Source organism: Pelomonas dachongensis, from assembly GCF_043555865.1.
GTDB lineage: Bacteria > Pseudomonadota > Gammaproteobacteria > Burkholderiales > Burkholderiaceae_C > Pelomonas > Pelomonas dachongensis.
This window is the reverse complement of the sequence record NZ_JBIGHY010000004.1, coordinates 204,631-227,911: the sequence shown is the minus strand read 5'-3', so window position 1 is coordinate 227,911 and position 23,281 is coordinate 204,631. Positions and strand designations below refer to the sequence as shown.

The 23,281-nt window shown below is 67.1% G+C and carries 20 protein-coding genes; 8 read left to right on the top strand and 12 right to left on the bottom strand.

The window, feature by feature from the left end; genetic code table 11:
- Positions 1-10: 10 nt before the first annotated feature.
- A complete protein-coding gene (gene trmL, locus ACG02S_RS13175; protein ID WP_394470914.1) occupies positions 11-481 on the top strand; it encodes a tRNA (uridine(34)/cytosine(34)/5-carboxymethylaminomethyluridine(34)-2'-O)-methyltransferase TrmL in 471 nt (156 codons plus the stop codon).
- Positions 482-510: 29 nt separating this feature from the next.
- On the opposite strand, the gene ACG02S_RS13170 is transcribed toward trmL, so the two are convergent.
- The 7 genes from ACG02S_RS13170 to ACG02S_RS13140 form a co-directional block, all read right to left on the bottom strand.
- Positions 511-1,509, bottom strand: a complete 999-nt coding sequence (locus ACG02S_RS13170) for an NAD(P)H-dependent glycerol-3-phosphate dehydrogenase (protein ID WP_394471148.1) — start codon at positions 1,507-1,509, stop codon at positions 511-513.
- A gap of 76 nt (positions 1,510-1,585) precedes the next feature.
- Positions 1,586-2,059 (bottom strand): protein-export chaperone SecB, encoded by a 474-nt coding sequence (gene secB, locus ACG02S_RS13165; protein ID WP_394470913.1) that lies wholly within the window; start codon positions 2,057-2,059, stop codon positions 1,586-1,588.
- Positions 2,060-2,167: 108 nt separating this feature from the next.
- Positions 2,168-2,428, bottom strand: coding sequence for a glutaredoxin 3 (gene grxC / locus ACG02S_RS13160; RefSeq protein ID WP_394470912.1), 261 nt, complete (start codon positions 2,426-2,428; stop codon positions 2,168-2,170).
- A 40-nt stretch (positions 2,429-2,468) separates the two neighbouring features.
- Positions 2,469-2,879 (bottom strand): rhodanese-like domain-containing protein, encoded by a 411-nt coding sequence (locus ACG02S_RS13155; protein WP_394470911.1) that lies wholly within the window; start codon positions 2,877-2,879, stop codon positions 2,469-2,471.
- Between the two features lie 84 nt (positions 2,880-2,963).
- On the bottom strand, positions 2,964-4,478 hold the full coding sequence (locus tag ACG02S_RS13150; protein WP_394470910.1) for a methyl-accepting chemotaxis protein: 1,515 nt from the start codon (positions 4,476-4,478) through the stop codon (positions 2,964-2,966).
- Positions 4,479-4,556: 78 nt separating this feature from the next.
- Entirely contained in the window at positions 4,557-4,982 is a 426-nt protein-coding gene (locus tag ACG02S_RS13145; RefSeq protein ID WP_394470909.1) for a type 2 periplasmic-binding domain-containing protein, read from the bottom strand.
- Between the two features lie 15 nt (positions 4,983-4,997).
- Positions 4,998-6,206, bottom strand: coding sequence for a porin (locus tag ACG02S_RS13140; RefSeq protein ID WP_394470908.1), 1,209 nt, complete (start codon positions 6,204-6,206; stop codon positions 4,998-5,000).
- 195 nt (positions 6,207-6,401) lie between these two features.
- Between ACG02S_RS13140 and gpmA the strand changes: the two genes are divergently transcribed.
- Positions 6,402-7,145: a 2,3-diphosphoglycerate-dependent phosphoglycerate mutase gene (gpmA, locus tag ACG02S_RS13135; RefSeq protein ID WP_394470907.1), complete on the top strand. Its 744-nt coding sequence runs from the start codon at positions 6,402-6,404 to the stop codon at positions 7,143-7,145.
- A 16-nt stretch (positions 7,146-7,161) separates the two neighbouring features.
- On the opposite strand, the gene ACG02S_RS13130 is transcribed toward gpmA, so the two are convergent.
- The 5 genes from ACG02S_RS13130 to ACG02S_RS13110 form a co-directional block, all read right to left on the bottom strand.
- A complete protein-coding gene (locus ACG02S_RS13130; RefSeq protein WP_394470906.1) occupies positions 7,162-7,746 on the bottom strand; it encodes a hypothetical protein in 585 nt (194 codons plus the stop codon).
- A 5-nt stretch (positions 7,747-7,751) separates the two neighbouring features.
- Positions 7,752-8,852 (bottom strand): cell division protein ZapE, encoded by a 1,101-nt coding sequence (zapE, locus tag ACG02S_RS13125; protein ID WP_394470905.1) that lies wholly within the window; start codon positions 8,850-8,852, stop codon positions 7,752-7,754.
- Positions 8,853-8,918: 66 nt separating this feature from the next.
- Positions 8,919-10,340 carry a dihydrolipoyl dehydrogenase gene (gene lpdA, locus ACG02S_RS13120; protein ID WP_394470904.1) on the bottom strand — a complete coding sequence of 474 codons (1,422 nt, stop codon included), beginning with the start codon at positions 10,338-10,340 and terminating at the stop codon, positions 8,919-8,921.
- An 18-nt stretch (positions 10,341-10,358) separates the two neighbouring features.
- Positions 10,359-11,612, bottom strand: a complete 1,254-nt coding sequence (odhB, locus tag ACG02S_RS13115; RefSeq protein ID WP_394470903.1) for a 2-oxoglutarate dehydrogenase complex dihydrolipoyllysine-residue succinyltransferase — start codon at positions 11,610-11,612, stop codon at positions 10,359-10,361.
- 84 nt (positions 11,613-11,696) lie between these two features.
- On the bottom strand, positions 11,697-14,552 hold the full coding sequence (locus ACG02S_RS13110) for a 2-oxoglutarate dehydrogenase E1 component (RefSeq protein WP_394470902.1): 2,856 nt from the start codon (positions 14,550-14,552) through the stop codon (positions 11,697-11,699).
- A 366-nt stretch (positions 14,553-14,918) separates the two neighbouring features.
- On the opposite strand from ACG02S_RS13110, the gene ACG02S_RS13105 reads away from it, so the two are divergent.
- The 6 genes from ACG02S_RS13105 to ACG02S_RS13080 all read left to right on the top strand — a co-directional run bounded on the left by ACG02S_RS13105 (position 14,919) and on the right by ACG02S_RS13080 (position 23,266).
- Positions 14,919-15,761, top strand: a complete 843-nt coding sequence (locus ACG02S_RS13105; RefSeq protein WP_394470901.1) for an isopenicillin N synthase family dioxygenase — start codon at positions 14,919-14,921, stop codon at positions 15,759-15,761.
- A 345-nt stretch (positions 15,762-16,106) separates the two neighbouring features.
- Positions 16,107-17,675: an ABC transporter substrate-binding protein gene (locus ACG02S_RS13100; RefSeq protein WP_394470900.1), complete on the top strand. Its 1,569-nt coding sequence runs from the start codon at positions 16,107-16,109 to the stop codon at positions 17,673-17,675.
- A gap of 49 nt (positions 17,676-17,724) precedes the next feature.
- The gene (locus ACG02S_RS13095; protein ID WP_394470899.1) at positions 17,725-19,302 is read left to right on the top strand and encodes an ABC transporter substrate-binding protein; all 1,578 of its coding nucleotides are present in this window, start codon (positions 17,725-17,727) and stop codon (positions 19,300-19,302) included.
- 67 nt (positions 19,303-19,369) lie between these two features.
- Positions 19,370-21,316 carry a 3'-5' exonuclease gene (locus tag ACG02S_RS13090; protein ID WP_394470898.1) on the top strand — a complete coding sequence of 649 codons (1,947 nt, stop codon included), beginning with the start codon at positions 19,370-19,372 and terminating at the stop codon, positions 21,314-21,316.
- A 16-nt stretch (positions 21,317-21,332) separates the two neighbouring features.
- Complete coding sequence (locus ACG02S_RS13085; RefSeq protein WP_394470897.1) at positions 21,333-21,980, top strand: trimeric intracellular cation channel family protein; 648 nt, start codon at positions 21,333-21,335, stop codon at positions 21,978-21,980.
- A gap of 506 nt (positions 21,981-22,486) precedes the next feature.
- On the top strand, positions 22,487-23,266 hold the full coding sequence (locus tag ACG02S_RS13080) for a hypothetical protein (RefSeq protein WP_394470896.1): 780 nt from the start codon (positions 22,487-22,489) through the stop codon (positions 23,264-23,266).
- The last annotated feature ends 15 nt before the right edge of the window (positions 23,267-23,281 follow it).

Here is a 23,281-nt window from a genome sequence, read left to right as displayed (position 1 = left end):
TGCCGTCGCCATGTTCCACATCGTCCTCGTCCACCCCGAAATCCCGCCGAACACCGGCAACGTCATCCGCCTGGCCGCCAACACGGGTTGCAGCCTGCACCTGATCGAGCCCCTGGGCTTTTCGATGGAAGACCGCCTGCTGCAACGCGCCGGGCTGGACTATCACGAGTACGCCCGTGTGCAGCGACACGCCGACTGGTCGACCTTCCTGGCCACACAGATGCCCGCCCCCGCCCGCATGTTCGCCTTCACGACGCGCGGCAGCCGCCCGTTCGGCGAGGTCGCCTGGCAGCCGGGCGACTGGCTGGTGTTCGGCAGCGAGACAGCGGGCCTGCCGCCTGCGCTGCGCGACGGCTTTGCGCCAGAGCAGCGCGTGCGCCTGCCGATGCGAGAAGGCCAGCGCAGCCTCAACCTCAGCAACAGCGTCGCCGTGTCCGTGTTCGAGGCCTGGCGACAGAACGGTTATCAGGGCGGCGCCTGACACCCCGCCGCATGCCTGAAGGCGCCCGACTACTCCGCGCGCGCACCACGGCTCATCAGCCGCTCGATCGCCTCGCCCACGGCCAACCGGCCTTCCAGCAGCGCCACCATGGCTTCGGTGATGGGCATGTCCACGCCCAGTTGGCTGGCCCGTGCCAGCACCGTGGGGGCGCTGTAGACGCCTTCGGCCACATGGCCCAGCCGCGCCAGGATGTCCGGTAGCCGCAGGCCTTCGGCCAGCATCAGGCCCACGCGGCGGTTGCGTGACAGGTCGCCAGTCGCGGTCAGCACCAAGTCGCCCAGGCCGGACAGCCCCATGAATGTCTCCGGCCGCGCCCCCAGCGCCAGGCCCAGCCGCATCATCTCGGCCAGCCCACGCGTGATCAGCGCGGCGCGCGCGTTCAGACCCGGCGCGTCGGGCGCCGCGTGAGATAGGCCGTCGCAGACGCCCACCGCGATGGCTAAGACGTTCTTAACTGCGCCGCCGACCTCTACGCCCACCGGATCGACCGACGTGTAGACACGCAGGCGCTCACCGTGAAAGGCGTCCACAGCCGCCTGCGCCAGCGCGGCGTCTTCGCTGGCCGCAACCAGCGCTGTGGGCCGGCCGGCAGCCACCTCCTGGGCAAAGCTGGGCCCCGACAGCACGCCCACGCGCATCGCAGGCTGGAGCTCGCGTGCAATCTCGTGGCCCAGCCGGCCGGTGCTGGCCTCGAAGCCCTTGCACAGCCACAGCACGCGCTGGGCGGCCGGCAGCGCCGCCAGCGTCTCGCGCAGTCCGGCCATGGGCGTCGCGACGATGGTCAGGCCCTTGGCGGCGTGCGCGATGGCGGCGGCGCGATCGGCCGTCAGGCCCAGCGCGGCAGGCAGCTCGCTGTCGGGCAGGTAGGCCGCGTTGCGGCGGCCGGTCTGCATCTGCGCGAGCGCTGCGGCGTCACGCGCCCACAGGCTCACGTCATGGCCGGCTTGTGCAGCCTGGATCGCCAGCGCCGTGCCCCAGGCACCGGCACCCAGCACGCTGATCTTCATCGTCGTCATGCGCAGGAGTGTCCACCAGGTAAAACGCCCCGCTGAGGGCGGGGCGTTGTCGCGGAGGCGCGAAGCTTCAGTTCACGGTCTGGCTGGTCTGGGACAGACGCTGGGCCTGCTGGGCCTCGAACATGGCCTGGAAGTTCACTTCGGTCAGCAGCACGGGCGGGAAGCCGGCGCGGGTGCAGACGTCGGACACGATGGCGCGCAGGTAGGGGTAGACCATCTGCGGGCAGACGATGCCCAGGATGCCGTCGAGCTGCTCTTCGGGCACGTTGCGGATCTCGAAGATGCCGGCCTGCTTGGCCTCGACCAGGAACAGCGTCTTGTCGCCGACCTTGGTGTTGACGGTGGCTGTCACGCAGACTTCGAAGATGCCGTCGGTCACGCTCTCGGCAGACAGGGTCAGGTTGATGTCGACCTGGGGCTGCTGCTGTTCCAGCAGGATGTGCGGCGCATTGGGCTGCTCCAGCGACAAGTCCTTCAGGTACATGCGCTGGATCTGGAACACGGGAGTGCCTTCGGCGGCAGCTTGGATCTCGTCGGCCATGGAAACGGGTCTTTCAAAGAAAAGCCCGCGAGCGGCTTGCTGCGGGCGGCGGACCGGATTATCAGCGCAGGCCCGAGACGGGCCGATGGGGCTTGCCCGGTCTTGAAATCAGGGCGCCTGGAGCAGGGGCATCAGCCCGCCGCGCTGGTCCAGCGCGATCAGGTCGTCGCAGCCGCCGACGTGGGTGTCACCGACAAAGATCTGCGGCACCGTGCGGCGGCCGGTCTGCTCCATCATGGCCTGGCGCGCGACCGGGTCCAGGTCCACGCGGATTTCGTCGATCTGCTCGACGCCGCGCTGCTTCAGCAGCATCTTGGCCCGCACGCAGAACGGGCAGACCAGGGTGGTGTACATCTTCACGGGCGCCATGGCCGGAACTCCTTGCGCAGTCAGGGGTGCAACAGACCGCTCAGGCGGTCTTCTCGACCGGCAGGTTGGCTTCACGCCAGGCCTTGAGGCCGCCTGCCATCACGCGAGCCTTCTCATAGCCCGCCTTGCGAAGAATGCCAGCAGCACGGCCGGCGCGTGCGCCGGTCGGGCACACCACCACCAGCGGCAGGGCCTTGTTGCTCGGCAGTTGCTTGTGGCCTTCGATCTGGCCCAGCGGCACATTGCGAGAACCGACCGCGCGGCCCTTGGCGAACTCCTCGGGCTCGCTGACATCGATGAGGATGCCCTTCTCGCGGTTGACGAGCTGCACGGCCTCGGCCGGGCTGACGGCAGAGCCCTGCGAGCTGGCGGTCAGCATGGGCCACAGCAGCATGCCGCCGGAGGCGAGGGCAGCGAGGATCAGAAACCAGTTTTCGATCAGGAAGTTCAAGCGGACACCGTCGGTGGACTGAGGAGACAGCCCAGCATTATCCGCGAGCGCCCACCCTCCCCGCCCTCCGCGTCTTCGCGCCGGTCAGGACAGCTTGAACGTCGCAACGGCTTGCTGCAGCGTGACGGCCTGTTGTTCCAGGCTGCTGGCGGCGGCGGCGGCCTCTTCGACGAGGGCGGCGTTCTGCTGGGTCATCTGATCGAGCTGCACCACGGACGCGTTGACCTGGCCGATGCCCTGGCTTTGCTCGCTGGCAGCGGTGGTGATCTCGCCAATGATGTCAGAGACGCGCTGCACGCTGGAGACGATTTCCTCCATGGTGGAGCCGGCCGCCTGCACCAGGCGCGCGCCCGACTCGACCTTGTCGACGCTGGCGCCGATCAGCGCCTTGATCTCGCGTGCGGCTTCGGCGCTGCGCTGCGCGAGGCTGCGCACCTCGCCCGCCACCACCGCGAAGCCGCGGCCCTGTTCGCCGGCCCGCGCGGCCTCCACGGCCGCATTCAGCGCCAGGATGTTGGTCTGGAACGCGATGCCATCGATGACGCCGATGATGTCGCTGATCTTCTTGGAGCTGGTGTTGATCTCGTCCATCGTGGAAACGACCTGGCCGACTACCTCGCCGCCCCGCTGGGCCACCGCCGCGGCCGAACTGGCCAGCTGGTTGGCCTGGGCGGCGGCATCGGCGCTCTGGCGCACGGTCTCGGTCAGGACGTGCATGCTGCCGGAGGTCTGCTCCAGCGAACCGGCCTGGCGCTCGGTGCGTTCGGACAGGTCCTGGTTGCCGGCCGCGATCTCGCGCGAGGCGACGGTCATGGAATCAGTGCCCTGACGCACGTTGGCGACGATGGCGGACAGGCCGCGCGACATGTCGCGCACGGCGGCCAGCAGGCTCTGCTCGGCCCCAGGCGCCACGCGGATGTCCTGCGACAGGTCGCCGTCGGCCATGTGGCGCATCACGTCGCGGGCGTACTCGGGCTCGCCGCCCAGTTGGCGCCACACGCCGCCGATGACCAGGAAGGACGCGGCGCCCAGCACGCCGACGACCACCAGGCCGCTGATGACGATGGCCCACAGGCTGGACGACACGCCGTGGTGGGCCTTCTCCAGCCCGGCATCGAAGCCCTGGCTGGCCTGCGCGCGTGCGCTGGCGAGGTCGGTCTCCAGCGTCTTCAAGGACGACTGCATCTTGGGAATGGCACCTGCCTGGTCGCCCTGCTTGATGCCAAGGAAGAGCTCGGCCGTCTCGACAGACGCGGCCAGGTAGGTCTCGAAGCTCTTGCCGAGCTGCGAGCCGACCTCCGCCTTGCCTTCGATCTTCTGGATGGTGGCGATGAGCTTGCGCATGTTGCCGGCGCGCTCGCGGGCCTCGTCCAGACGCTTCTTCTCACCTTCGGCGACGGCGCTCTGGATGGTTGCGCCCAGCGCCTCCAGCTGGGCCGCGAACTGCGTGGTCGCGTCCAGGAACGGAAAGTCGACCTTGCCGACCGCGTTGATCGCCTGGGACGTCCGCGAGGAAAACGCCAGCACCACGACGATGCCGAGGGCAAAGATGCCAGCGGCCAGGGCGGGCAGCAGCCAGATCCGGGTCTTCACATTCATGTTCTGTTCTCCTCGGTGCTCTCAAAAGAACGGGCGCGCCGCCCATGCGACGCGCCCATCATCAGGTGGCGTGGTGTTTCAGTCGACGGTCAGGACGGCCTTGACGCTGCCATCGAGGGACGATTTCTCGATGTAGCCGATCGCGTCCGCATGGGCGGCGACGAACTTCTTCACGTCGGCCGAACTGCCGAGTTCCTTGGGCGGCGTGCCCTTGCCGGAGAACACCAGGCGCGACCACGCGGCCTTCACCTGCGCCGACTGCTTGCCGGTGACCTTGCTGTAGAACTGATCGCGGACGGCTGCGGATTCGGCCTGGTCCACCGGCGCTGCGGTGGCACCGCTGGGCAGCGTGGTGGTCTTGCCCAGGAAGATGGCCGAGACCTGGTCGGCCGTCATGCTGGCCAGCGCGCTCTTGGGGTTCACGACGACCACGACCTGGGCCTGGGCGGTAAAGCCGGCAGCCAGCAGGCCGGCGGCGAGAGTGATGTTGCGGAGGTTCTTCATGTTGTTGTCCTTGCCTCAGAACACCGTGTCGACAGCGATGCTGAAGACGTTGACGGAGCGGCCCGCGAAGCCCGGCTGGACCTGCACGAAGTAGGCGTCACCCGTGGGGCGCAGACGCTCCACCTGGGCCTTCAGCGCGAAGTTGCGCGCAAAGTCCCAGCGCGTGCCGACGGCGACCGACTTCTGCTCAAGATGCTGGCCGGCCACCACGCCGTCCACGATGGCCTTCAGCTGCGCCAGCTGCGGCGTGGCGGTCGGGACCGTGTTGTTGACGTTGCTGCTGACCGTCTTGACCTGCGACACGGTGGCGTAAGGCGTCCAGTTGCCGAAACGGTGACCCGCCGTCAGGTACCAGCCGTTCGTGTCAGGTACATAGGTGTCCGTGCGGCGCTGCGTGTACTCGGCGTTGATCAGCCACTGGCCCTCGTCCCAGGTCAGGCCCACGCCCGTGAAGCTGGCCTTCCTCTCGACGGGGTCCAGTTCGTTGCCGACGCTGGCGAACGGCGTCGCACGCAGCGTGGCGGCCAGCGTGGCAAGCGAAGCCGACTTGACCGTCAGCTTACCGCTGGCGTGGCCGAAGCGCAGCGTCAGGCCGGCGTCGGTCTCCAAGGTGGCGTTGACGCCATACAGCTTCTTCAAGTCCAGGTCCGTGCGCTCGACGGTGTCGCCGGACTTGCCGCCGAAGCCCTGCACGGTCAGCGTGCCCAGGCCCACGTTGCCCTGGTAGCTGACGTCGGCGCCGTCGAAGTGGCTGACTGGCACCTGGCCGTAGACATCCGGCGCCGGACGCAGCGTGGTGTTGGCAAAGCCCACCGCGCGGAAATCGGAGATCGCGAAGAACGGCGCGCCCATGCGGCCCAGGCGCACGGACAGCGACGGCGCCAGCTGCGCCTTCACGAAGGCCCATTCGAAGCCCGGCTTGAAGTTGCCTTCACCGTTGCTCTTGCTCAGCAGTTGCACCGTGCCGGAGAACATCGAGTTGAACTTGGCGCCGAACTGCACGCCCAGCTTGCTGTCGACCTCGACCGAGCCGTCCTTGTCCGCCCCGCGAACCTGACCCGTGATGGCGTACTGCGCCAGGTCAGTGTTGGTCTTGACCAGCCCCAGCGTGGCGAAACCCGAGACCGTGAAACTGCTGGCTTCGTCGGCGGCCTGGGCGGCGCCGGCAATCAGCAGGCTGGCGATCAGCGCGGGCAACAGGCGCTGGCGGGGGGACAAGATCATGAGAAGTCTCCGTTGATGATCAGAACTGACTGCTTTGCCGCAGTGACTACGCAAATCTTAGATTTTTTGCGCCGTGAAATGCGGGTTACCACTTAGAGCGAACGCGTACTCATTCACGTTCGAACCCAGCTTGGCGGGCCCGTGTGGCGGCCTCTCTACAATTTCGAGTCTTCGCGCAACCTCCTCTGAAGGCCCATGTACAAGCTCGTCCTCATCCGCCACGGCGAATCGACCTGGAATCTGGAAAACCGCTTCACCGGCTGGACCGATGTGGACCTGACGCCCACCGGCGTGGAGCAGGCCAAGACGGCCGGCCGCCTGCTGAAGGAAGCGGGCTATGACTTCGACATCGCCTACACGTCGGTGCTCAAGCGCGCCGTGTGGACGTTGTGGCACTGCCTGGACCAAATGGACCGCACCTGGCTGCCGGTGCGCCACGCCTGGCGCCTGAATGAGCGCCACTACGGCGCGCTGCAGGGCCTGAACAAGGCCGAGACGGCCAAGCAATACGGCGACGAGCAGGTGCTGGTCTGGCGCCGCAGCTACGACACGCCCCCGCCCGCGCTGGAAGCGACAGACGCGCGCAGCGAGCGCGGCGACCGCCGCTACCGCGGCCTCGACGCCGAAGACATTCCGCTGACGGAGTGCCTGAAGGACACCGTCGCCCGCGTGCTGCCGTTCTGGAACGACACCGTGGCGCCGGCCATCAAGGGCGGCGAGCGCGTGCTGATCGCCGCGCACGGCAACAGCATCCGCGCGCTGGTGAAGTACCTGGACAACATCGCCGACGACGCCATCGTGGGCGTCAACATCCCCAACGGCATCCCGCTGGTCTACGAACTGGACGAGAACCTCAAGCCCATCAAGAGCTACTACCTCGGCGACGCCGAAGCGGCCGCCAAGGCGGCAGCGGCAGTGGCCAACCAGGGCAAGGCCTGACGCCTCGGCGCCGGGGCTATCGCGCGGCCGATGCGGCCGAAGCCCCGGGCAGCGGCAGTGGCGCGGCGGGCGCCTTCGTGCGTGACTTCTCGCGCGCCTGACGTTCGGCGAGGCGCTCGCGCATGCGCTCCTGGCGCTGCTGCGCACGCTCGCGACGTTCGGCCGCCGCGGCCTGCGCACCTTCCTGCGCCTGACGCTGCTCGCGAGCGACAGCAGCCGGATTGCGCGCCCGCGCGGCGTGCGAGGCGGGCAGCGCCGCTGGCTGCGGCGCCGGTGCGGCGACCAGCCGTTCTCGTCGCTCACCCTCGCCCTGGGCGGCTGCGAGTTCACGTTCCCTCACACGCTTGGTCTGGGCGGCAGCACGCTCGCGGCGCTCCTCGGCGTTCAGTTCATGATCCCGCCTCACCAGCGGCGCCAGGGCCTGCTGACGCTCGCGCCGCAGTTCGTCCATACAGGGCGTGACGGCGAAGCGATCCTGGCAGGCTCGCATCTCGCGCTCGAAGCGCTGCTCGATGGCGGCGCGCTGGGTCGCCACTTCGGCCCGCGTGGCCGGTGTCAGGGGCGCCGAAGCGGCGGCCGCCAGCAGGATCAGGGACAGCATGGTCATCAGGTCAGCGACGTATCCACCTCGCGGCGGGCGAGCGCAAGGTACTCCGCGGAACGCATTTCCTGCAAGCGAGACACCGTGCGCGGGAACTCGTGGGCCAGCGGGCCTTCGGTGTAGAGCTCTTGCGCCGGTACGGCCGCCGAGATGATGAGCTTGACGCGGCGGTCGTACAGCACGTCCACCAACCAGGTGAAGCGGCGCGCCTCGCTGGCCAGCCGAACGGGCATCTCGGGCACGTCGGACAGGATGACGGTGTGGAACTGGCTGGCCAGCTCCAGGTAATCGTTCTGCGAGCGCGGGCCGCCGCACAGGGTCTGGAAGTCAAACCAGACGACACCGCCGGCGCGGCGCCGGGCGTAGATCGCGCGGTGCTCGATCATCAGCTTGCGGTCCTCGTCCTGCGCCTCGGCCAGCGACTCGAAGGCCTGCGTCAGCGTCGCCTCGTTGGCGTCGTTCAGCGGCGTCAGGTAGAGGTTCATGTCCTCCAGCGTGCGGCGCCGGTAGTCGGTACCCGCGTCCACGTTGATGACCTCCAGCTGGGCCTTCAGCAGCTCGATGGCGGGCAGGATGCGGTCACGGTGCAGACCGTTGGGATACAGCTCGTCGGGGTGGAAGTTGGACGTGGTGACGATGGAGACGCGGTTGCGGAACAGCGCGTCCAGCAGGCGGTGCAGGATCATCGCGTCGGTCACGTCGGCGACGTGGAATTCGTCGAAGCAGATCAGCCGGAAGCGGCGCGCGATGCGCTTGCCCAGTTCGTCCAGCGGATCGGCGATGCCCTTGAGTTCCTGCAGTTCGCGGTGCACCTCGCGCATGAACTCGTGGAAGTGCAGGCGCGTCTTGCGCGTCAGCGGCACGGCCTGGAAGAAGCAGTCCATCAGGAAGCTTTTTCCCCGCCCCACACCGCCGTACATGTAGACGCCGCGCGGGATGGGCGGGCGCACCAGCAGCTTGGTCACCGCGTTGCCGCGGCGGGCCTTGTAGGCCGCCCATTCGTCCTGGCAGCGCTGCAGCGCCGCGATGGCACGCAGCTGCGCGTCGTCGGCAGTGAAGCCGCGTGCGGTGAGGGTCTGCTGGTAGAGCTCGCTAACGGAGGTCATGCGGAGAGGTCATGGCAAAAAAAGGGGCGACTGAACGGCCGCCCCTTTCGATGTCGCTGTGCGCGATCAGAAGTTCAGCGTGCGCTTGTCGACGGCCAGCGCGGCTTCCTTGGTCGCTTCGGACAGCGACGGGTGGGCGTGGCAGATGCGGGCGATGTCCTCGGCAGAGGCCTTGAACTCCATCGCCACGACGGCTTCCGAGATCAGCTCGGACGCGAACGGGCCGATGATGTGCACGCCCAGGATCTCGTCGGTCGTGGCGTCGGCCAGGAACTTGACGAAGCCGGTCGTGTCGCCCAGCGCGCGGGCGCGGCCGTTGGCCAGGAAGGGGAACTGACCTGCCTTGTAGGCCACGCCTTCGGCCTTGAGCTGCTGCTCGGTCTTGCCGACCCAGGCGATCTCGGGCGAGGTGTAGATGACCCAGGGTATGGTGTTGAAGTTCACGTGGCCGTGCTGGCCCGCCATGCGCTCGGCCACCGCCACGCCCTCTTCCTCAGCCTTGTGCGCCAGCATGGGGCCGCGCACCACGTCACCGATGGCCCAGACGCCCGGCAGGTTGGTCTTGCAGTCACCGTCCACGACGATGGCGCCGCGTTCGTCCAGCTTCAGGCCGACGGCATCGGCGCCCAGGCCGATGGTGTTGGGCACGCGGCCGATGGAGACGATGAGCTTGTCGACCTCTAGCGTCTTGGCCTCGCCCTTGGCATCGGTGTAGGCGACGCTGACGCCCTTCTTCGAGGTCTTCACTTCGCCGACCTTCACGCCGAGCTGGATATCCAGGCCCTGCTTCTTGAAGACCTTGGCGGCCTCCTTGGCGACGCCCTCGTCCACCGCGCCGAGGAAGGCCGGCAGGCCCTCCAGCACGGTCACTTCGGCGCCCAGGCGACGCCAAACCGAACCCATCTCCAGGCCGATGACGCCGGCACCGATCAGGCCCAGCTTCTTCGGCGTGGCGCCGACGCGCAGCGCGCCGTCGTTGGACAGGATGTGCTCTTCGTCGAACGGCACGCCTGGCAGCGCACGGGCGTTGGAGCCGGTGGCGATGACGACCTGCTTGGCGTTGATGGTCTCTTCGCCGGCCTTGAGCTCATAGCCGCCATCCTTGGCGGCAACGAACGAACCACGGCCGTGGAAGAACGTGACCTTGTTCTTCTTGAACAGGTAGACGATGCCGTCGTTGTTCTGCTTCACGACCTGGTCCTTGCGGGCCAGCATCTTGGCGACGTCCATCTTGACGTTGTCGGCCGTGATGCCGTGGTCGGCAAAGTGGTGGTTCAGCTGCTCGTAGTGCTCGCTGGACTGCAGCAGCGCCTTCGACGGGATGCAGCCGACGTTGGTGCAAGTGCCGCCCAGGGCGGGGCCGCCCTTGTCGTTCTTCCACTCGTCGATGCAGGCCACGTTGAAGCCCAGTTGCGCCGCGCGGATGGCCGCGATGTAGCCGCCGGGGCCGCCGCCGATGACGACGACGTCGAATTGCTTGGTGCTCATGCTGATCGTGTCCTTGGCTTAGATGTCGAACAGCAGGCGGGCCGGGTCTTCCAGCGCGTCCTTCATGGCCACCAGGCCCAGCACGGCTTCACGGCCGTCGATGATGCGGTGGTCATACGACATGGCCAGGTAGTTGATCGGGCGAATGACGATCTGGCCGTTCTCCACCACCGCGCGGTCCTTGGTGGCATGCACGCCCAGGATGGCCGACTGCGGCGGGTTGATGATGGGCGTGGACAGCATGGAACCGAACGTGCCGCCGTTGGAGATGGAGAAGGTGCCGCCGCTCATCTCGTCGATGCCGAGCTTGCCTTCCTGGGCCTTCTTGCCGTACTCGGCGATCTTCTTCTCGATGTCGGCGAAGCTCATCTGGTCCGCATTGCGCAGAATCGGCACGACCAGGCCGCGCGGCGAGCCGACGGCGATGCCGATGTCGAAGTAGCCGTGGTAGACGATGTCGTTGCCATCGACCGACGCGTTCAGGATCGGGTACTTCTTCAGCGCATGGACCGCGGCCTTGACGAAGAAGCTCATGAAGCCCAGCTTGGTGCCGTGCTCCTTGGTGAAGCTGTCCTGGAACTTCTTGCGCAGTTCCATCACCGGGGCCATGTTGACCTCGTTGAAGGTGGTCAGGATGGCGTTGGTGGACTGCGACTGCAGCAGGCGCTCGGCGATGCGGGCGCGCAGGCGGGTCATGGGCACGCGCTGCTCGGGGCGGTCGCCCAGGTTCTGCGACGCGGGCGCGGCCACGCTGGGTAGCGGCTTGGCGACAGCAGGCGCAGCGGGCACGACCAGCGGTGCAGCGGCGGGCTTGGCGCCGGCGGCCAGGGCGTCGCCCTTGGTCACGCGACCGTCCTTGCCGGAACCGGCCACGTCGGTGGCGGCCAGGCCCTTCTCGGCCAGGATCTTGGCGGCGGCGGGCATGGCCACGTCACCCTTGTTGCCGCCGGCCGCGGCAGGCGCAGCAGCGGTCGCGGGTGCGGCGGCCGGGGCGGCAGCAGCAGGCGCCGCAGCGGCAGCACCGGCCTTGCCTTCAGTGTCGATCTTGGCCAGCAGTTGCTGGCTGGTGACGGTGCTGCCGTCGGCAACGCCGATCTCGGTCAGCACACCCGAGGCGGGTGCGGGCACTTCCAGCACGACCTTGTCGGTCTCGATCTCGACGAGCGTCTCGTCGACGGTGACGGCTTCGCCGGGCTTCTTCTTCCAGGTCAGCAGCGTACCTTCGGAAACGGATTCGGAAAACTGGGGAACTTGGACGTCAACGATGGCCATGGTGGGCTCCGTGTCTTTATTTGGGTGTGAAGTACAGGCGCGAACGCGCGCAGCGTCCATCGGCGGACGCTTCGCGAGGCGGTCTTATTTGGTCAGGATGAAGCCCTTGAGCTTGGCGAACGCCTGATCCAGCAGCGCCTTCTGCTGCTCCTGGTGCAGGTGAGCGTAGCCGCAGGCCGGGCTGGCGCTGGCGGCACGGCCTGCGTAGCCGAGCTTCTGGCCTTCGAGCATGTTCTCGTGCACGTAGTGCTGCACGAAGAACCAGGCGCCCTGGTTCTGCGGCTCGTCCTGGCACCAGACGATGTCGGTGGCGTTCGGGTACTTCTTAAGCTCGCTGGAGAAGGCCTTGTGCGGGAACGGGTAGAGCTGCTCGACGCGGATGATGGCGACGTCGTTGTGCTTCTTCTCGACACGCGTCTTGACGAGGTCGTAGTAGACCTTGCCCGAGCAGACGATGACGCGCTTGACCTTCTCGGCCACCACCTCGGCGCTCTGCTCGCCGATGACGGTCTTGAACTCGCCCTTGGTGAAGTCGGTCAGCGGCGACGTGGCGTCCTTGGCGCGCAGCAGGCTCTTGGGCGTCATGATGACCAAGGGCTTGCGGAACATGCGCAGCATCTGGCGGCGCAGCACGTGGAAGATCTGCGCGGCGTTGGTCGGCTGCACGATCTGCATGTTGTTGTCCGCGGCCAGCTGCATGAAGCGCTCCAGGCGCGCCGAGCTGTGCTCGGGGCCCTGGCCTTCATAGCCGTGCGGCAGCATCATCGTCAGGCCGTTGGAGCGGCCCCACTTCACTTCGCCGGAGGCGATGAACTGGTCGATGACGACCTGTGCGCCGTTGACGAAGTCGCCGAACTGCGCTTCCCAGATGGTCAGCGTGTTGGGTTCCGCAGCGGCGTAGCCGTACTCGAAGCCCAGCACCGCTTCTTCCGACAGGATGGAGTCGATGACGGTGAACGGGGCCTGGCCTTCGGCGACGTTCTGCAGCGGGATGTACGTGCCGGCATCCCAGTTCTGGCGGTTCTGGTCATGCAGCACGGCATGGCGGTGCGTGAAGGTGCCACGGCCGCTGTCCTCGCCGGACAGGCGAACCGGGTAGCCCGACGCGACCAGCGACGCGAAGGCCATGGACTCGCCCATGCCCCAGTCGACGTTCGTCTCGCCGCGTCCCATGGCCGCGCGGTCGTTGTACAGCTTGGCGACCAGGTTGTGCGGCGCGAACTCCTTGGGCAGCGTCGTCAGCTTCTCGGCCAGGCGCTTCCACTCCGTGACGGGGATGGCGGTGTCGCAGCTGTCCGTCCACTTCTTGCCGAGGAACGGCGACCAGTCGGTGGCGAACTTGCTCTTGAAGTTGGTCAGCACCGGGTCCACCGTATGGCGGCCTTCGTCCATCGCGGCGCGGTAGGTCTTGACCATCTCGTCCGGGCCTTCGGCGGTCAGCACGCCCTGGGCGACCAGCTTGTCGCCGTAGACCTTGCGCGTGCCCGGGTGGGCCGCAATCTTCTTGTACATCAGCGGCTGGGTCAGCGCCGGCGTGTCCTGCTCGTTGTGGCCCAGCTTGCGGAAACAGACGATGTCGATGACGACATCCTTCTTGAACTCGGCGCGATAGTCCATGCACAGCTGCATGGCGTAGACGACGGCTTCCGGGTCGTCGCCGTTCACGTGCAGCACCGGCGCCTCGATCATCTTGACGACGTCGGAGCAGTACCAGGTCGAGCGCAGGTCGCGCGGGTCGCTGGTGGTGAAGCCGATCTGGTTATTGATGACGATGTGGATGGTGCCGCCCGTGCGGTAGCCGCGGGTCTGGGCCATCGCCAGCGTTTCCTGCACGACGCCCTGGCCACCGAAGGCCGCATCACCGTGCACCAGCACCGGCAGCACCTGCGCGCCGGCGGTGTCACCGCGGCGGTCCTGGCGCGCACGCACGCTGCCTTCGACGACCGGGTTGACGATCTCCAGGTGCGACGGGTTGAACGCCAGCGACAGGTGCACCGGGCCGCCCGCGGTGGACACGTCGGAGCTGAAGCCCTGGTGGTACTTCACGTCGCCGGCCGGCAGGTCCTCGGCGGCCTTGTGTTCGAACTCGGCGAACAGGTCCGCGGGCATCTTGCCCAGCGTGTTGACCAGCACGTTCAGCCGGCCACGGTGGGCCATGCCGATGACGATCTCCTGCACGCCGCGCTCGCCGCCGCGCTTGATCAGCTCGTCCATGGCGGCGATGAAGCTCTCACCGCCTTCCAGCGAGAAGCGCTTCTGGCCGACGTACTTGGTGTGGAGGTAGCGCTCCAGGCCCTCGGCGGCCGTCAGGCGCTCCAGGATGGCCTTCTTCTTCTCGGCGCTGAAGTTCGGCTTGCTGCGCGACTTCTCCAGGCGCTCCTGCCACCAGCGCTTTTCAGCCGGGTCGGAGCCGTGCATGAACTCGGAGCCGATGCTGCCGCAGTAGGTCTCGCGCAGCGCCTGCACGATCTGGCGCAGCGTCATCGTCTCGCCGCCGAAATAGCTGTTCACGGCGCTGAACGAGATGTCCATGTCGGACTCGGTCAGGTCGTAGAACGCGGGGTCGAGTTCGGGAATCTTGGGGCGCTCGGCGCGCTTGAGGGGATCCAGCTCCGCCCAGCGGTTGCCGAGGAAGCGGTAGGCCGCGATCAGCGACTGCACATGCACCTGCTTGCGGGCGACGGCGAGATCGGCGCTGGAGGCCTTGTTGGCGAAGGCGTTGGCCTTGGCACGTTGCGCGAAGGACTCGACGACCGGCGCGTGAGCCACGTCGCGGGACTCGCTGCCGTCCACGGCCGGCACGTGCTGGAGGGCGTCGAAGTAATCGCGCCAGTTGTCAGGCACGGAGCCCGGGTTGTCGAGGTAAGCCTCGTACATCTCCTCCACGTACGGGGCATTGCCACCGAACAGGTAGGAGTTCGACCTGTATTGCTGCATCATCTTTCGCTCACCTCATGCCCCGGTTTCCAGGGAGTTGGCTGGTTGAAGAACCTTCCGCGACACGGCTCGACCGGTTGGCGGATTGCGACCCACCTTCGCCGCTGCCATTGGCACCAGCAAAAGGGACGGGAAGGACCAGAAACCCCTCCGCTGCTCGAAAGGTCTGCCCATTTCGGTGCGGGCCTTCTGAGTAACAGACGGGTTCCATCAGGGCCCGAACTCTAGCACCCCGGGTTTGCCCGACAAGCTGCGCGGGATGCGACAAAGTTCACCGAACAGGCCTCATAAAAGTTGACTGCTTCGTAAACTTGCGTCCGCGCCAGCCCCGCGATTGAATGGCTGCGCCCAGGGACAACGAGGAATCCCATGCAAGTTCAAGTCGTCGACTACCGCGCGCCGGACGCGGCCGAGAAGTTCACCCGCTCCCTGCACGAGACCGGCTTCGGCGTGCTGACCCACCACCCGATCCGCCAGGCGCTGGTCGAGAAGATCTACGCCGACTGGCTGGCGTTCTTCAACGGTGATGGCAAAGACGCCTACGCGTTTTCCAAGGACACGCAGGACGGCTGGTTCTCCACCGAGATCTCCGAAACAGCGAAGGGCTCCCAGCAGAAGGACATCAAGGAGTACTTCCACATCTACCCCTGGGGCCGCATCCCGCCGCAGCTGAAAGAAGACGCCCTCACCTACTACCGCGAGGCCAACGCGCTGGCGGAAGAGCTGCTGGGCTGGGTCGAGCAGTACACGCCGCCAGACATCGCGGCCAAGTACCGCGAGCCGCTGTCCAACATGATCGCCGGTAGCACCAAGACGCTGCTGCGCGTGCTGCGCTACCCGCCGCTGACCGGGCTGGAGCCCGCCGGCTCGCTGCGCGCCGCCGCGCACGGCGACATCAACCTGCTGACCATCCTGCCCGCCGCCAACGAGCCGGGCCTGCAGGTGCTGGGCAAGGACCAGCAGTGGCACGACGTGCCCTGCGATTTCGGTACGCTGACCATCAACATCGGCGACATGCTGCAGGAAGCTTCCGAGGGCTACTACCCGTCGACACAGCACCGCGTCGTCAACCCCACCGGCGAAGGTGCGAAAAAGAGCCGCGTGTCGCTGCCGCTGTTCCTGCATCCGCGCGACGACGTCGTGCTTAGCGACCGCTACACGGCGGACGCCTACCTCAACGAGCGCCTGCGCGAGCTGGGCGTCAAGACCTGACGCGACAGGTCATCGAAATCCACCCCGACGCGCCGCCCAAGCCGGCCGTCGGGGCCGCCTGCAACGGCTGCGGCGTCTGCTGCCTGGCCGAGCCCTGCCCGCTGGGCGTGCTGCTGAGCCGACGTGTCAAGGGCGCGTGCGCGGCTTTGCGTTGGGAGGGCGATCGCTATGTGTGCGGCGTGCTGGCCGCGCAACCAAGCGGGCTGCGTGGCTGGCTGGTCAGGCGCTGGATCGCCGCCGGAGCCGGTTGCGATTGCTCGCTGGAAGTCGGGGGCAAGCCCTAGCAGCACAGGCAGCCGACGCGGCTAGGATTTTTGGCTTCAGCTGTCACGCCGAGGAAGCCGCATGAAATCCCTGCACCGTATCCTGCCCCTGCTCGCCGCGCTGACGCTGAGCGCGGCCGGCGCCGCGCCGCTGCGCTGGGCCGCGCAGAACGACATCCTGACGTTGGATCCGCACTCGCAGGACCACAACACGTCCAACGCGATCGGCAACCACATCTACGAGGGCCTCACGCGGCTGGGCAAGGACTACCGGCCCGAGCCGTCACTGGCCACGAAGTGGACCTACGTGTCGCAGACGCAGGTGCGCTTCGACCTGCGCCGCGGCGTCAAGTTCCATGACGGCTCGCCGTTCACGGCGGACGATGTGGTGTTCAGCTTCGGCCGCATCACGCAGCCGCAGGGCACCAAGCAGACCTATGTGTCGGGCATCAAGGCCATCAGCAAGATCGACGACCACACGGTGGACCTGGTGCTGGAGGCACCCACGCCGATGCTGCTGCAAAACATCATCAGCTTCCCCATAGTGAGCAAGGCGTGGTCGGAGAAGAACAACACGACCAGCACGCAGGACTACAAGGCCAAGGAAGAGAACTTCGCTTCGCGCAATGCAAACGGCACCGGCCCGTACCGGCTGGTGAGCTGGCAGCCCGACCAGGCCGTGAAGATGGTGGCCAACAAGGACTGGTGGGACAGGAACGCCAGCAACGTCACCGAGCTGAGCTACCTGCCGATCAAGAGCGCGCCCACGCGCGTCGCGGCGTTGCTGTCGGGCGACGTGGACATCGTCACCGACATCCCGCCGCAGGACTTCTTCAAGCTCAAGGAGCAGGGCAAGGTGCGACTGCTGGAGGGGTCCGAGATCCGCACCATCTTCTTCGTCATGGACGAGGGCAGCGACGAGCTGCGCGAGTCGAGCGTGAAGGGTCGGAACCCGTTCAAGGACAAGCGCGTGCGCGAGGCCATGAACCTCGCGCTGGACCGCGAGGCGATCAAGCGCAGCATCATGCGCGGACTGTCGGTGCCGGCGGCGCTGATGATCGCGCCGGGCGTCAACGGCTACGACGCCGCATTGGACGCGCCGCTGAAAGCCGATGTCGCCAAGGCCAGGAAGCTGCTGGCCGACGCCGGCTACCCCAACGGCTTCGAGCTGCCGCTGCACTGCCCCAACAACCGCTACGTGAACGACGAGCAGGTCTGCCAGGCGGCGGTGTCCATGTGGGCGCGCATCGGCGTGAAGGTGCGGCTGATCGCGGCGCCCTTCTCCACCCACAGCCAGACCTTCCAGCGCGGCGAGTCGCCGTTCTTCATGCTGGGCTGGGGCGTTTCAACCTACGACGCGCTGTACGGCATGCAGGCCTGGGGCCACACGCGCACGCAGGGGGCGGACGGCAACTTCAACTTCGGCAAGATCAGCGACGCGGCGCTGGACGCGCTGATTCAAAAGATCAAGTTCGAGCCCGACGTGCCCAAGCGCAACGCGCTCATCCGCGAGGCGCTGCTGCGCATCCGCGACGAGTCCCTGTTCATCCCCATCCACCACCAGATCCGGCCCTGGGCGATGAAGCCCGGCGTGACCACGCTGCACCGCTCCAACGACTATTTCGAGGCGCGCTACACGACCGTGAAGTGAGCCGGCGGTTTCGGCGATCATCCGGGTTCCTAACCCAGGAGGACCGCCGATGAAACTGCGCATGGCCACCGCCGCGCTTCTGGTGTGCGCATCGCTCGCCGCCTACGCCCCTGCCAACGCCAACACGCTGCGCTGGGCTGCACAGAACGACGTCCAGACGCTGGACCCGCACTCGCAGAACCACTCCGCGACGACCACGCTGACGGGCTATGTCTACGAGGGCCTGACCCGCTACACGGAGAAGTTCGACATCGAGCCGGCGCTGGCCACCAAGTGGACCTACGTCAGCCCGACCCAGGTACGTTTCGAGCTGCGCCGCGGCGTGAAGTTCCACGACGGCACGCCCTTCACCGCCGATGACGTGGTGTTCAGCTTCCAGCGCATCCGCCATCCGGCCAGCAACATGGTCATCTTCAGCTCCGGCGTGAAGGAGGTGCGCAAGGTCGACGACTTCACGGTCGACCTGATGCTGGACGCGCCCAATCCGGTGCTGCTGCGCAACCTGACTTTCGTGCGTGTGCTCAGCAAGGCCTGGGCGGTCAAGAACAAGTCCGAGAACCCGCAGGACTTCAAGGCCAAGGAGGACACCTTCGCGGCCCGCAACGCGATGGGCACCGGCCCGTTCAAGCTGACCAGCTGGACACCCGACCAGAAGCTCACGATGGTGGTCAACAAGGACTGGTGGGACAAGCCACGCAGCAACGTCACCGAGCTGACCTACCTGCCCATCAAGTCCGACGCGACGCGCGTGGCGGCACTGCTGTCGGGCGCGCTGGACCTGCTGACCGACCTGCCGCCGCAGGACGTCGCCAAGCTGAAGGCCGACCCGCGGCTCAAGGTCATCGACGGCCCTGAGAACCGCACCATCTTCTTTGCGATGGACCTCGGCAGCAACGAGATCAAGGGCTCCAACATCAAGGGCAAGAACCCGTTCAAGGACAGGCGCGTGCGCGAGGCGATGTCGCTGGCCATCGACCGCGAGGCCATCAAGCGCAGCCTGATGCGCGGCCTGTCGATACCTGCGGCCGTCATGGTGGCGCCCGTGACCCTCGGCTGGTCACAGGAGCTGGACGCCGTGCAGAAACCCGACCTGGCGCGTGCCAAGCAGCTGATGCTGGATGCCGGCTATGCCGACGGCTTCGAGACGCCACTGGCCTGTCCGAACGACCGCTACGTCAACGATGAGGAGATCTGCCAGGCCGTGGTGTCGATGTGGGCCCGCATCGGCATCAAGACCAAGCTGACCACGCAGCCCATGACGCAGCACTCCGCCGCGCTGCAGCGCTACGAGCTGCCGCTGTACCTGTACGGCTGGGGCGTGACGACGTTCGACGCGCAGTACACGCTGCAGGACATTGTCCACACGAAGACCAGCGGCGCCGACGGCAAGGGCAACTACTCGCGCGTCAGCGACGCAAAGGTGGATGCGCTGGTGCAGCAGATGAAGGTCGAGACCGATGCGCCCAAGCGCCTGGCGCTGATGCAGGAAGCGCTGAAGCGCACGCGCGACGAGGTGCTGTTCATCCCCATCCACCACCAGGTGCGCCCGTGGGCGATGAAGGCGGGCGTCACCATTCCGCATGCGGCCAACGATGCGCCGCAGGTTCGCCTGGCGACGATGAAGTGAGTCAAGGCCGGTGCCGGCTTGCCGGCACCGGCCCTGCGGGCTGGCTGCGTGCGTTCCAATCCGCACCATGAGCGACGCCGCCTTCCAGCCCACCCACATCACGCCGAGCGACGAGCAGCTCGCCATCCAGCTGCTGCGAACCCGACTGCTGCTGGTGCAGGCCAATGCCGGTGCGGCCAAGACGACGACGCTGGCACTGCGCATCGCGCAGGCACTGCAGCGCGGCGCGCAGCCGGACACTGTGCTCGCGCTGACCACTACCGCACCCGCTGTCACCGCGTTGAAGGAGCGGCTGGCCCACATCGGCCTGCCGAGAGCCGTCGTGCAGCAGCTGCGCATCCAGACCTTCGAAGCCTTCAGCCTGGCCGTGCTGGCCGAGGCGGAGGGCGGCAAAGCGCAGGTCGTCACGTCACACGAGCTCGTCAAGCCCTACGTGGTGCGCGCCATCGAGCGCGCCCAGTCGCTGCCCGAGGAGCGGCATCCCGAAGATCTGCTGACGCAAGCCCTGCCAGGCGATCTTGTCGAAGGGCTGCTGGATTCCTTCGACGTGCTGAAGGGCCGCATGGTGGTGGAGCACCTCGACCCCGAACAGCGCATGACGCCCGAGCTGGCCGACGAGCTGGGCTTCGGCTATCTGACGATGCGCGCCTGGCGTTGCTACGAGTTCATCCGCCGGGGCGGCCATCCCGACCGACCCGAGTTCCGCTTCGACGGCGACGGCCCCTACGACCTGGCCCGGCTGCTGATGAGCGGCGAGATCGCGGCCGGTGACGCGGCGCTGCAGCTCAACCTGTCGCTGATCTGCGTCGACGAGATGCACGACGTGAACCGCGCCGCCTTCACCGTGCTGAAAGCCGTGCTGGCCGCCAACCCGCGCGCCGCCTTCGTCGGCGTTGGCGACCGCGATCAGGTCATCCACTCGCAGACGGGCGCCGATGCCGGCTTCATGGGCGAGCATTTCCACGCGGAGATCGGCAGGCCCGCGGTGCTGCCGCTGACCCGCAGCCGGCGCTTCAGCCCCCAACTCGCCCGCCACGTCGGCGCACTCGCGCGCAAGCCCTACGCGGCGGACGATGCGGTCCAGACACACATCCACCTCGAACGCTGCGAGTCGCCCCGGCTCGCCGCGGCCTTCATCGCCCGCCAGGCGCAGGCCCACCACCAGCAGCAGGCGCTGACCAGTCTGCGCGTGCTGGTGCGCCATGCCGCGCAGTCCGTAGCCATCGAGCATGAGCTGCTGCGCCTGGGCGTGCCCTACGCCGCCGTCGGCTTCGCGCCCTACCTGGAGCGAGCCGAGACGCTGCTGGTGCGCGGCCTGTACGCCCACGCGCTCGACGACTTCACCGGCTTCGAGGACCCCGCGCACCGCACCCGGCTGCTGAACGCGCTGCTGCTGTTTTCGGGCGCCAAGGTCGACAGCATCGAGTTGCGCCACTTGGACAGCGCCGAGGCACAGCGCGTGGCGGTGGCGCAGGCAGCGGCAGACCTCGACGCAACGCGCGCCTTCATCGACGGCCACGTGTTGCGCAGTGCGAACGCTAGCGCCCGGCGTCAGCTGGACGCCGCGATGGCGATTCTGCGCCGCAATGACTTCGACGCGTTCGAAGCCTCTTTCCTGAAGGCGCTGGACCCGCTGACGCTGGCCGCCCGCGTCTTCGTGCGCCGGCAGGATGCCGAACAGGCAGCGGACCACATGACCCAGCTGCACCACGTCGCCCTGCACGAAAGCGCCGGGGTGGCCGGCGCGTTCCGGCTGTTCTCGGCCATGGACCAGGCCCGGCGGCGCCAGCGCGCCAACGACCGGGTGGTGCTGTCGAGCATCGAGGCCGCGAAGGGGCTGGAGTTCGATCACGTCATCGTGCCGCACCTCTCGCGCGGCGAGTTCGGTGAAGGCGCCAGCGAAAACCGCAACCTGCTGTACGTGGCCATGACCCGCGCCCGGCAGCGCCTGACACTGACCTTCGACCCGACCCGCCCGTCACGCTTCCTGACGGACGCGGCCCTGATCGACTGACGCTGCGAGCACTGCCATGAAGCCTCCCGTCATCAACTTCTCCACGCTGCAGGCGACCGTCGAAATCACCGCGACGCTGGCCTTCGCGTTGTCAGGCCTGCTGGCCGGCGCCCGCAAGCAGCTGGACGTGGTGGGCCTGTGCGTCGTCGCGGGCCTGTCGGCCTTCGGCGGCGGCACGCTGCGCGACGTGCTGCTGGACCGCCGGCCGTTCTTCTGGGTCGAGCATGCCGACTGGCTCTGGGCGCTGATGGCCCTGTCATTCGGCGCCATGCTGTTCATGCGCCATCGCCACCTCGCGCTCACAGAGAAGGCCATCCAGTGGCCGGACGCGCTTGGCCTGGGACTGTTCACGGCCAGCGGCACGTCGCTGGCGCTGGAGGCCGGGATGCCGGGCATCGTGGCCGTGCTGATGGGCGTCATCACCGCCACCTTCGGCGGTGTGCTGCGGGACATCGTCTGCAACGAGATTCCGGCCGCGTTCAACGACCACCGCCCCTACGCGCTGTGCAGCTTCGTCGGCGGCTGGGTGATGGTGGCCATGGTGCATGCCAGCGCGCCGCCGTGGGCCGCCATCAGCGCGACGGCAGCCGTGGCGATGCTGCTGCGCGGCCTGGCACTGTGGACCGGCTGGACGCTGCCGGCGTGGCGCATCGACGGGCGCTGACACATGACAGGACCGCGCTTCCGGTTCCCGCCGCGCCGGACGGATTTCCTCAGTTGAAGAAGCCGCGGTGCAGTCCCATCCTGCCATGCAACTTCAACCAGGAGACGCACCCTGGCCACCAGACTCGATCCCATCAGTTGGGGCAAAGGCAAATCGAGCACCTACAGCAAGATCCCCCTGGGCAACCTGGCCAAGGCCGCTAGCGAAGACCTGCAGCAGCTCGACGAAAAGGCGATCCAGCGCGTCAAGCTGAGCGTGCAAGCAACTGCAGCTTCATCCTGGTGCTGCGCGACAAGAAGAACGACAAGTTCGAGGCGATGGAGGTCGCCGTGAAGGGCTAAGAGGCGCTGAACGCCAAGCTGGCGAGCGCCAGCGCCAAGGTCGTCAACATCTCGCCCGACAAGATCGAGAAAATCATCAAGGGCGCTGCCAAGGCGCACGCGGACAAGTCAAGACCACCGTCATCCAACGATGACAACCTCGACTTCGGCGGCATCACCGGCACGGTGGTCCTGTGCGCGCATGGCCGGCCGAAAGGTCTGCCGTCGGGCCGCGTCATCGGCGAAGAGTTCGGCCACCGCAAGCCGGAAGACATCGTCAAGCTGCTGACCGGGCACAAGAAGGCCAGCGAGCGCATCGGCAAGGACTTCAACGGCAAGATCGTGCTCAGCGGCTGCTTCACCGCGTCCGGCGGGCCGGAGGGCAGCAAGCAGGACGATCCGTTTGCCGCCAAGGTGCTGGCGGTGCTGCGCAAGAAGGGCTATGCCAAAGCCGTCGTGGTGGGCATGCCGGGCCCGTCCATCACCGCCCGGGAAGACGGCGAGAAAGCCGGCGACGGACAGACCATGAAACGCGGCGACAAGCATGTGCTGGTCAACCAGAACAGCGTCGAGAACATTCGCAAGCTGGACAAGCTGGAGGCCGAGGAGAAGAAGCTCGCGGAGAAACTGACCAGTACCGTGGACAGCTACAACAAGCTGGTGACGCCGCGCAACGAGGCCGACACCGAGTACACGGCGCTGAAGAAGCAGTTTGAAACTGCCAAGATCGCCACCCAGCTGGCGCCCAAGGCCTTCCTCGCCGATCGCGAGACCTTGAAGCTCTTCAAGAAGATTGCCGCCGCGAAGAAGACTTTTGAGGGCCTGGAGTCGAAGCTGAGCGATGCCAAGAAGGACTACGACAAGGCCAAGAAGGCGTACGACACGAAGAAGAAAGCCATTGACGACACCGGCCTGCGCAAGACCATGTGGCCCAGGTTACCGGCAACTTCGGCCTGCGCACGCTGAACTGAATGCTGCCGA

Bases quoted from the DNA above. Each gene is read 5' to 3' on its own strand.
- grxC (WP_394470912.1), bottom strand. From the start codon at position 2,428: ATGGCGCCCGTGAAGATGTACACCACCCTGGTCTGCCCGTTCTGCGTG.
- secB (WP_394470913.1), bottom strand. From the start codon at position 2,059: ATGGCCGACGAGATCCAAGCTGCCGCCGAAGGCACTCCCGTGTTCCAG.
- ACG02S_RS13150 (WP_394470910.1), bottom strand. From the start codon at position 4,478: ATGAATGTGAAGACCCGGATCTGGCTGCTGCCCGCCCTGGCCGCTGGC.
- ACG02S_RS13095 (WP_394470899.1), top strand. From the start codon at position 17,725: ATGAAACTGCGCATGGCCACCGCCGCGCTTCTGGTGTGCGCATCGCTC.
- lpdA (WP_394470904.1), bottom strand. From the start codon at position 10,340: ATGAGCACCAAGCAATTCGACGTCGTCGTCATCGGCGGCGGCCCCGGC.
- trmL (WP_394470914.1), top strand. From the start codon at position 11: ATGTTCCACATCGTCCTCGTCCACCCCGAAATCCCGCCGAACACCGGC.
- gpmA (WP_394470907.1), top strand. From the start codon at position 6,402: ATGTACAAGCTCGTCCTCATCCGCCACGGCGAATCGACCTGGAATCTG.
- ACG02S_RS13145 (WP_394470909.1), bottom strand. From the start codon at position 4,982: ATGAAGAACCTCCGCAACATCACTCTCGCCGCCGGCCTGCTGGCTGCC.
- ACG02S_RS13105 (WP_394470901.1), top strand. From the start codon at position 14,919: ATGCAAGTTCAAGTCGTCGACTACCGCGCGCCGGACGCGGCCGAGAAG.
- ACG02S_RS13100 (WP_394470900.1), top strand. From the start codon at position 16,107: ATGAAATCCCTGCACCGTATCCTGCCCCTGCTCGCCGCGCTGACGCTG.
- ACG02S_RS13170 (WP_394471148.1), bottom strand. From the start codon at position 1,509: ATGAAGATCAGCGTGCTGGGTGCCGGTGCCTGGGGCACGGCGCTGGCG.
- odhB (WP_394470903.1), bottom strand. From the start codon at position 11,612: ATGGCCATCGTTGACGTCCAAGTTCCCCAGTTTTCCGAATCCGTTTCC.
- ACG02S_RS13140 (WP_394470908.1), bottom strand. From the start codon at position 6,206: ATGATCTTGTCCCCCCGCCAGCGCCTGTTGCCCGCGCTGATCGCCAGC.
- ACG02S_RS13110 (WP_394470902.1), bottom strand. From the start codon at position 14,552: ATGATGCAGCAATACAGGTCGAACTCCTACCTGTTCGGTGGCAATGCC.
- ACG02S_RS13130 (WP_394470906.1), bottom strand. From the start codon at position 7,746: ATGCTGTCCCTGATCCTGCTGGCGGCCGCCGCTTCGGCGCCCCTGACA.
- ACG02S_RS13090 (WP_394470898.1), top strand. From the start codon at position 19,370: ATGAGCGACGCCGCCTTCCAGCCCACCCACATCACGCCGAGCGACGAG.
- zapE (WP_394470905.1), bottom strand. From the start codon at position 8,852: ATGACCTCCGTTAGCGAGCTCTACCAGCAGACCCTCACCGCACGCGGC.
- ACG02S_RS13085 (WP_394470897.1), top strand. From the start codon at position 21,333: ATGAAGCCTCCCGTCATCAACTTCTCCACGCTGCAGGCGACCGTCGAA.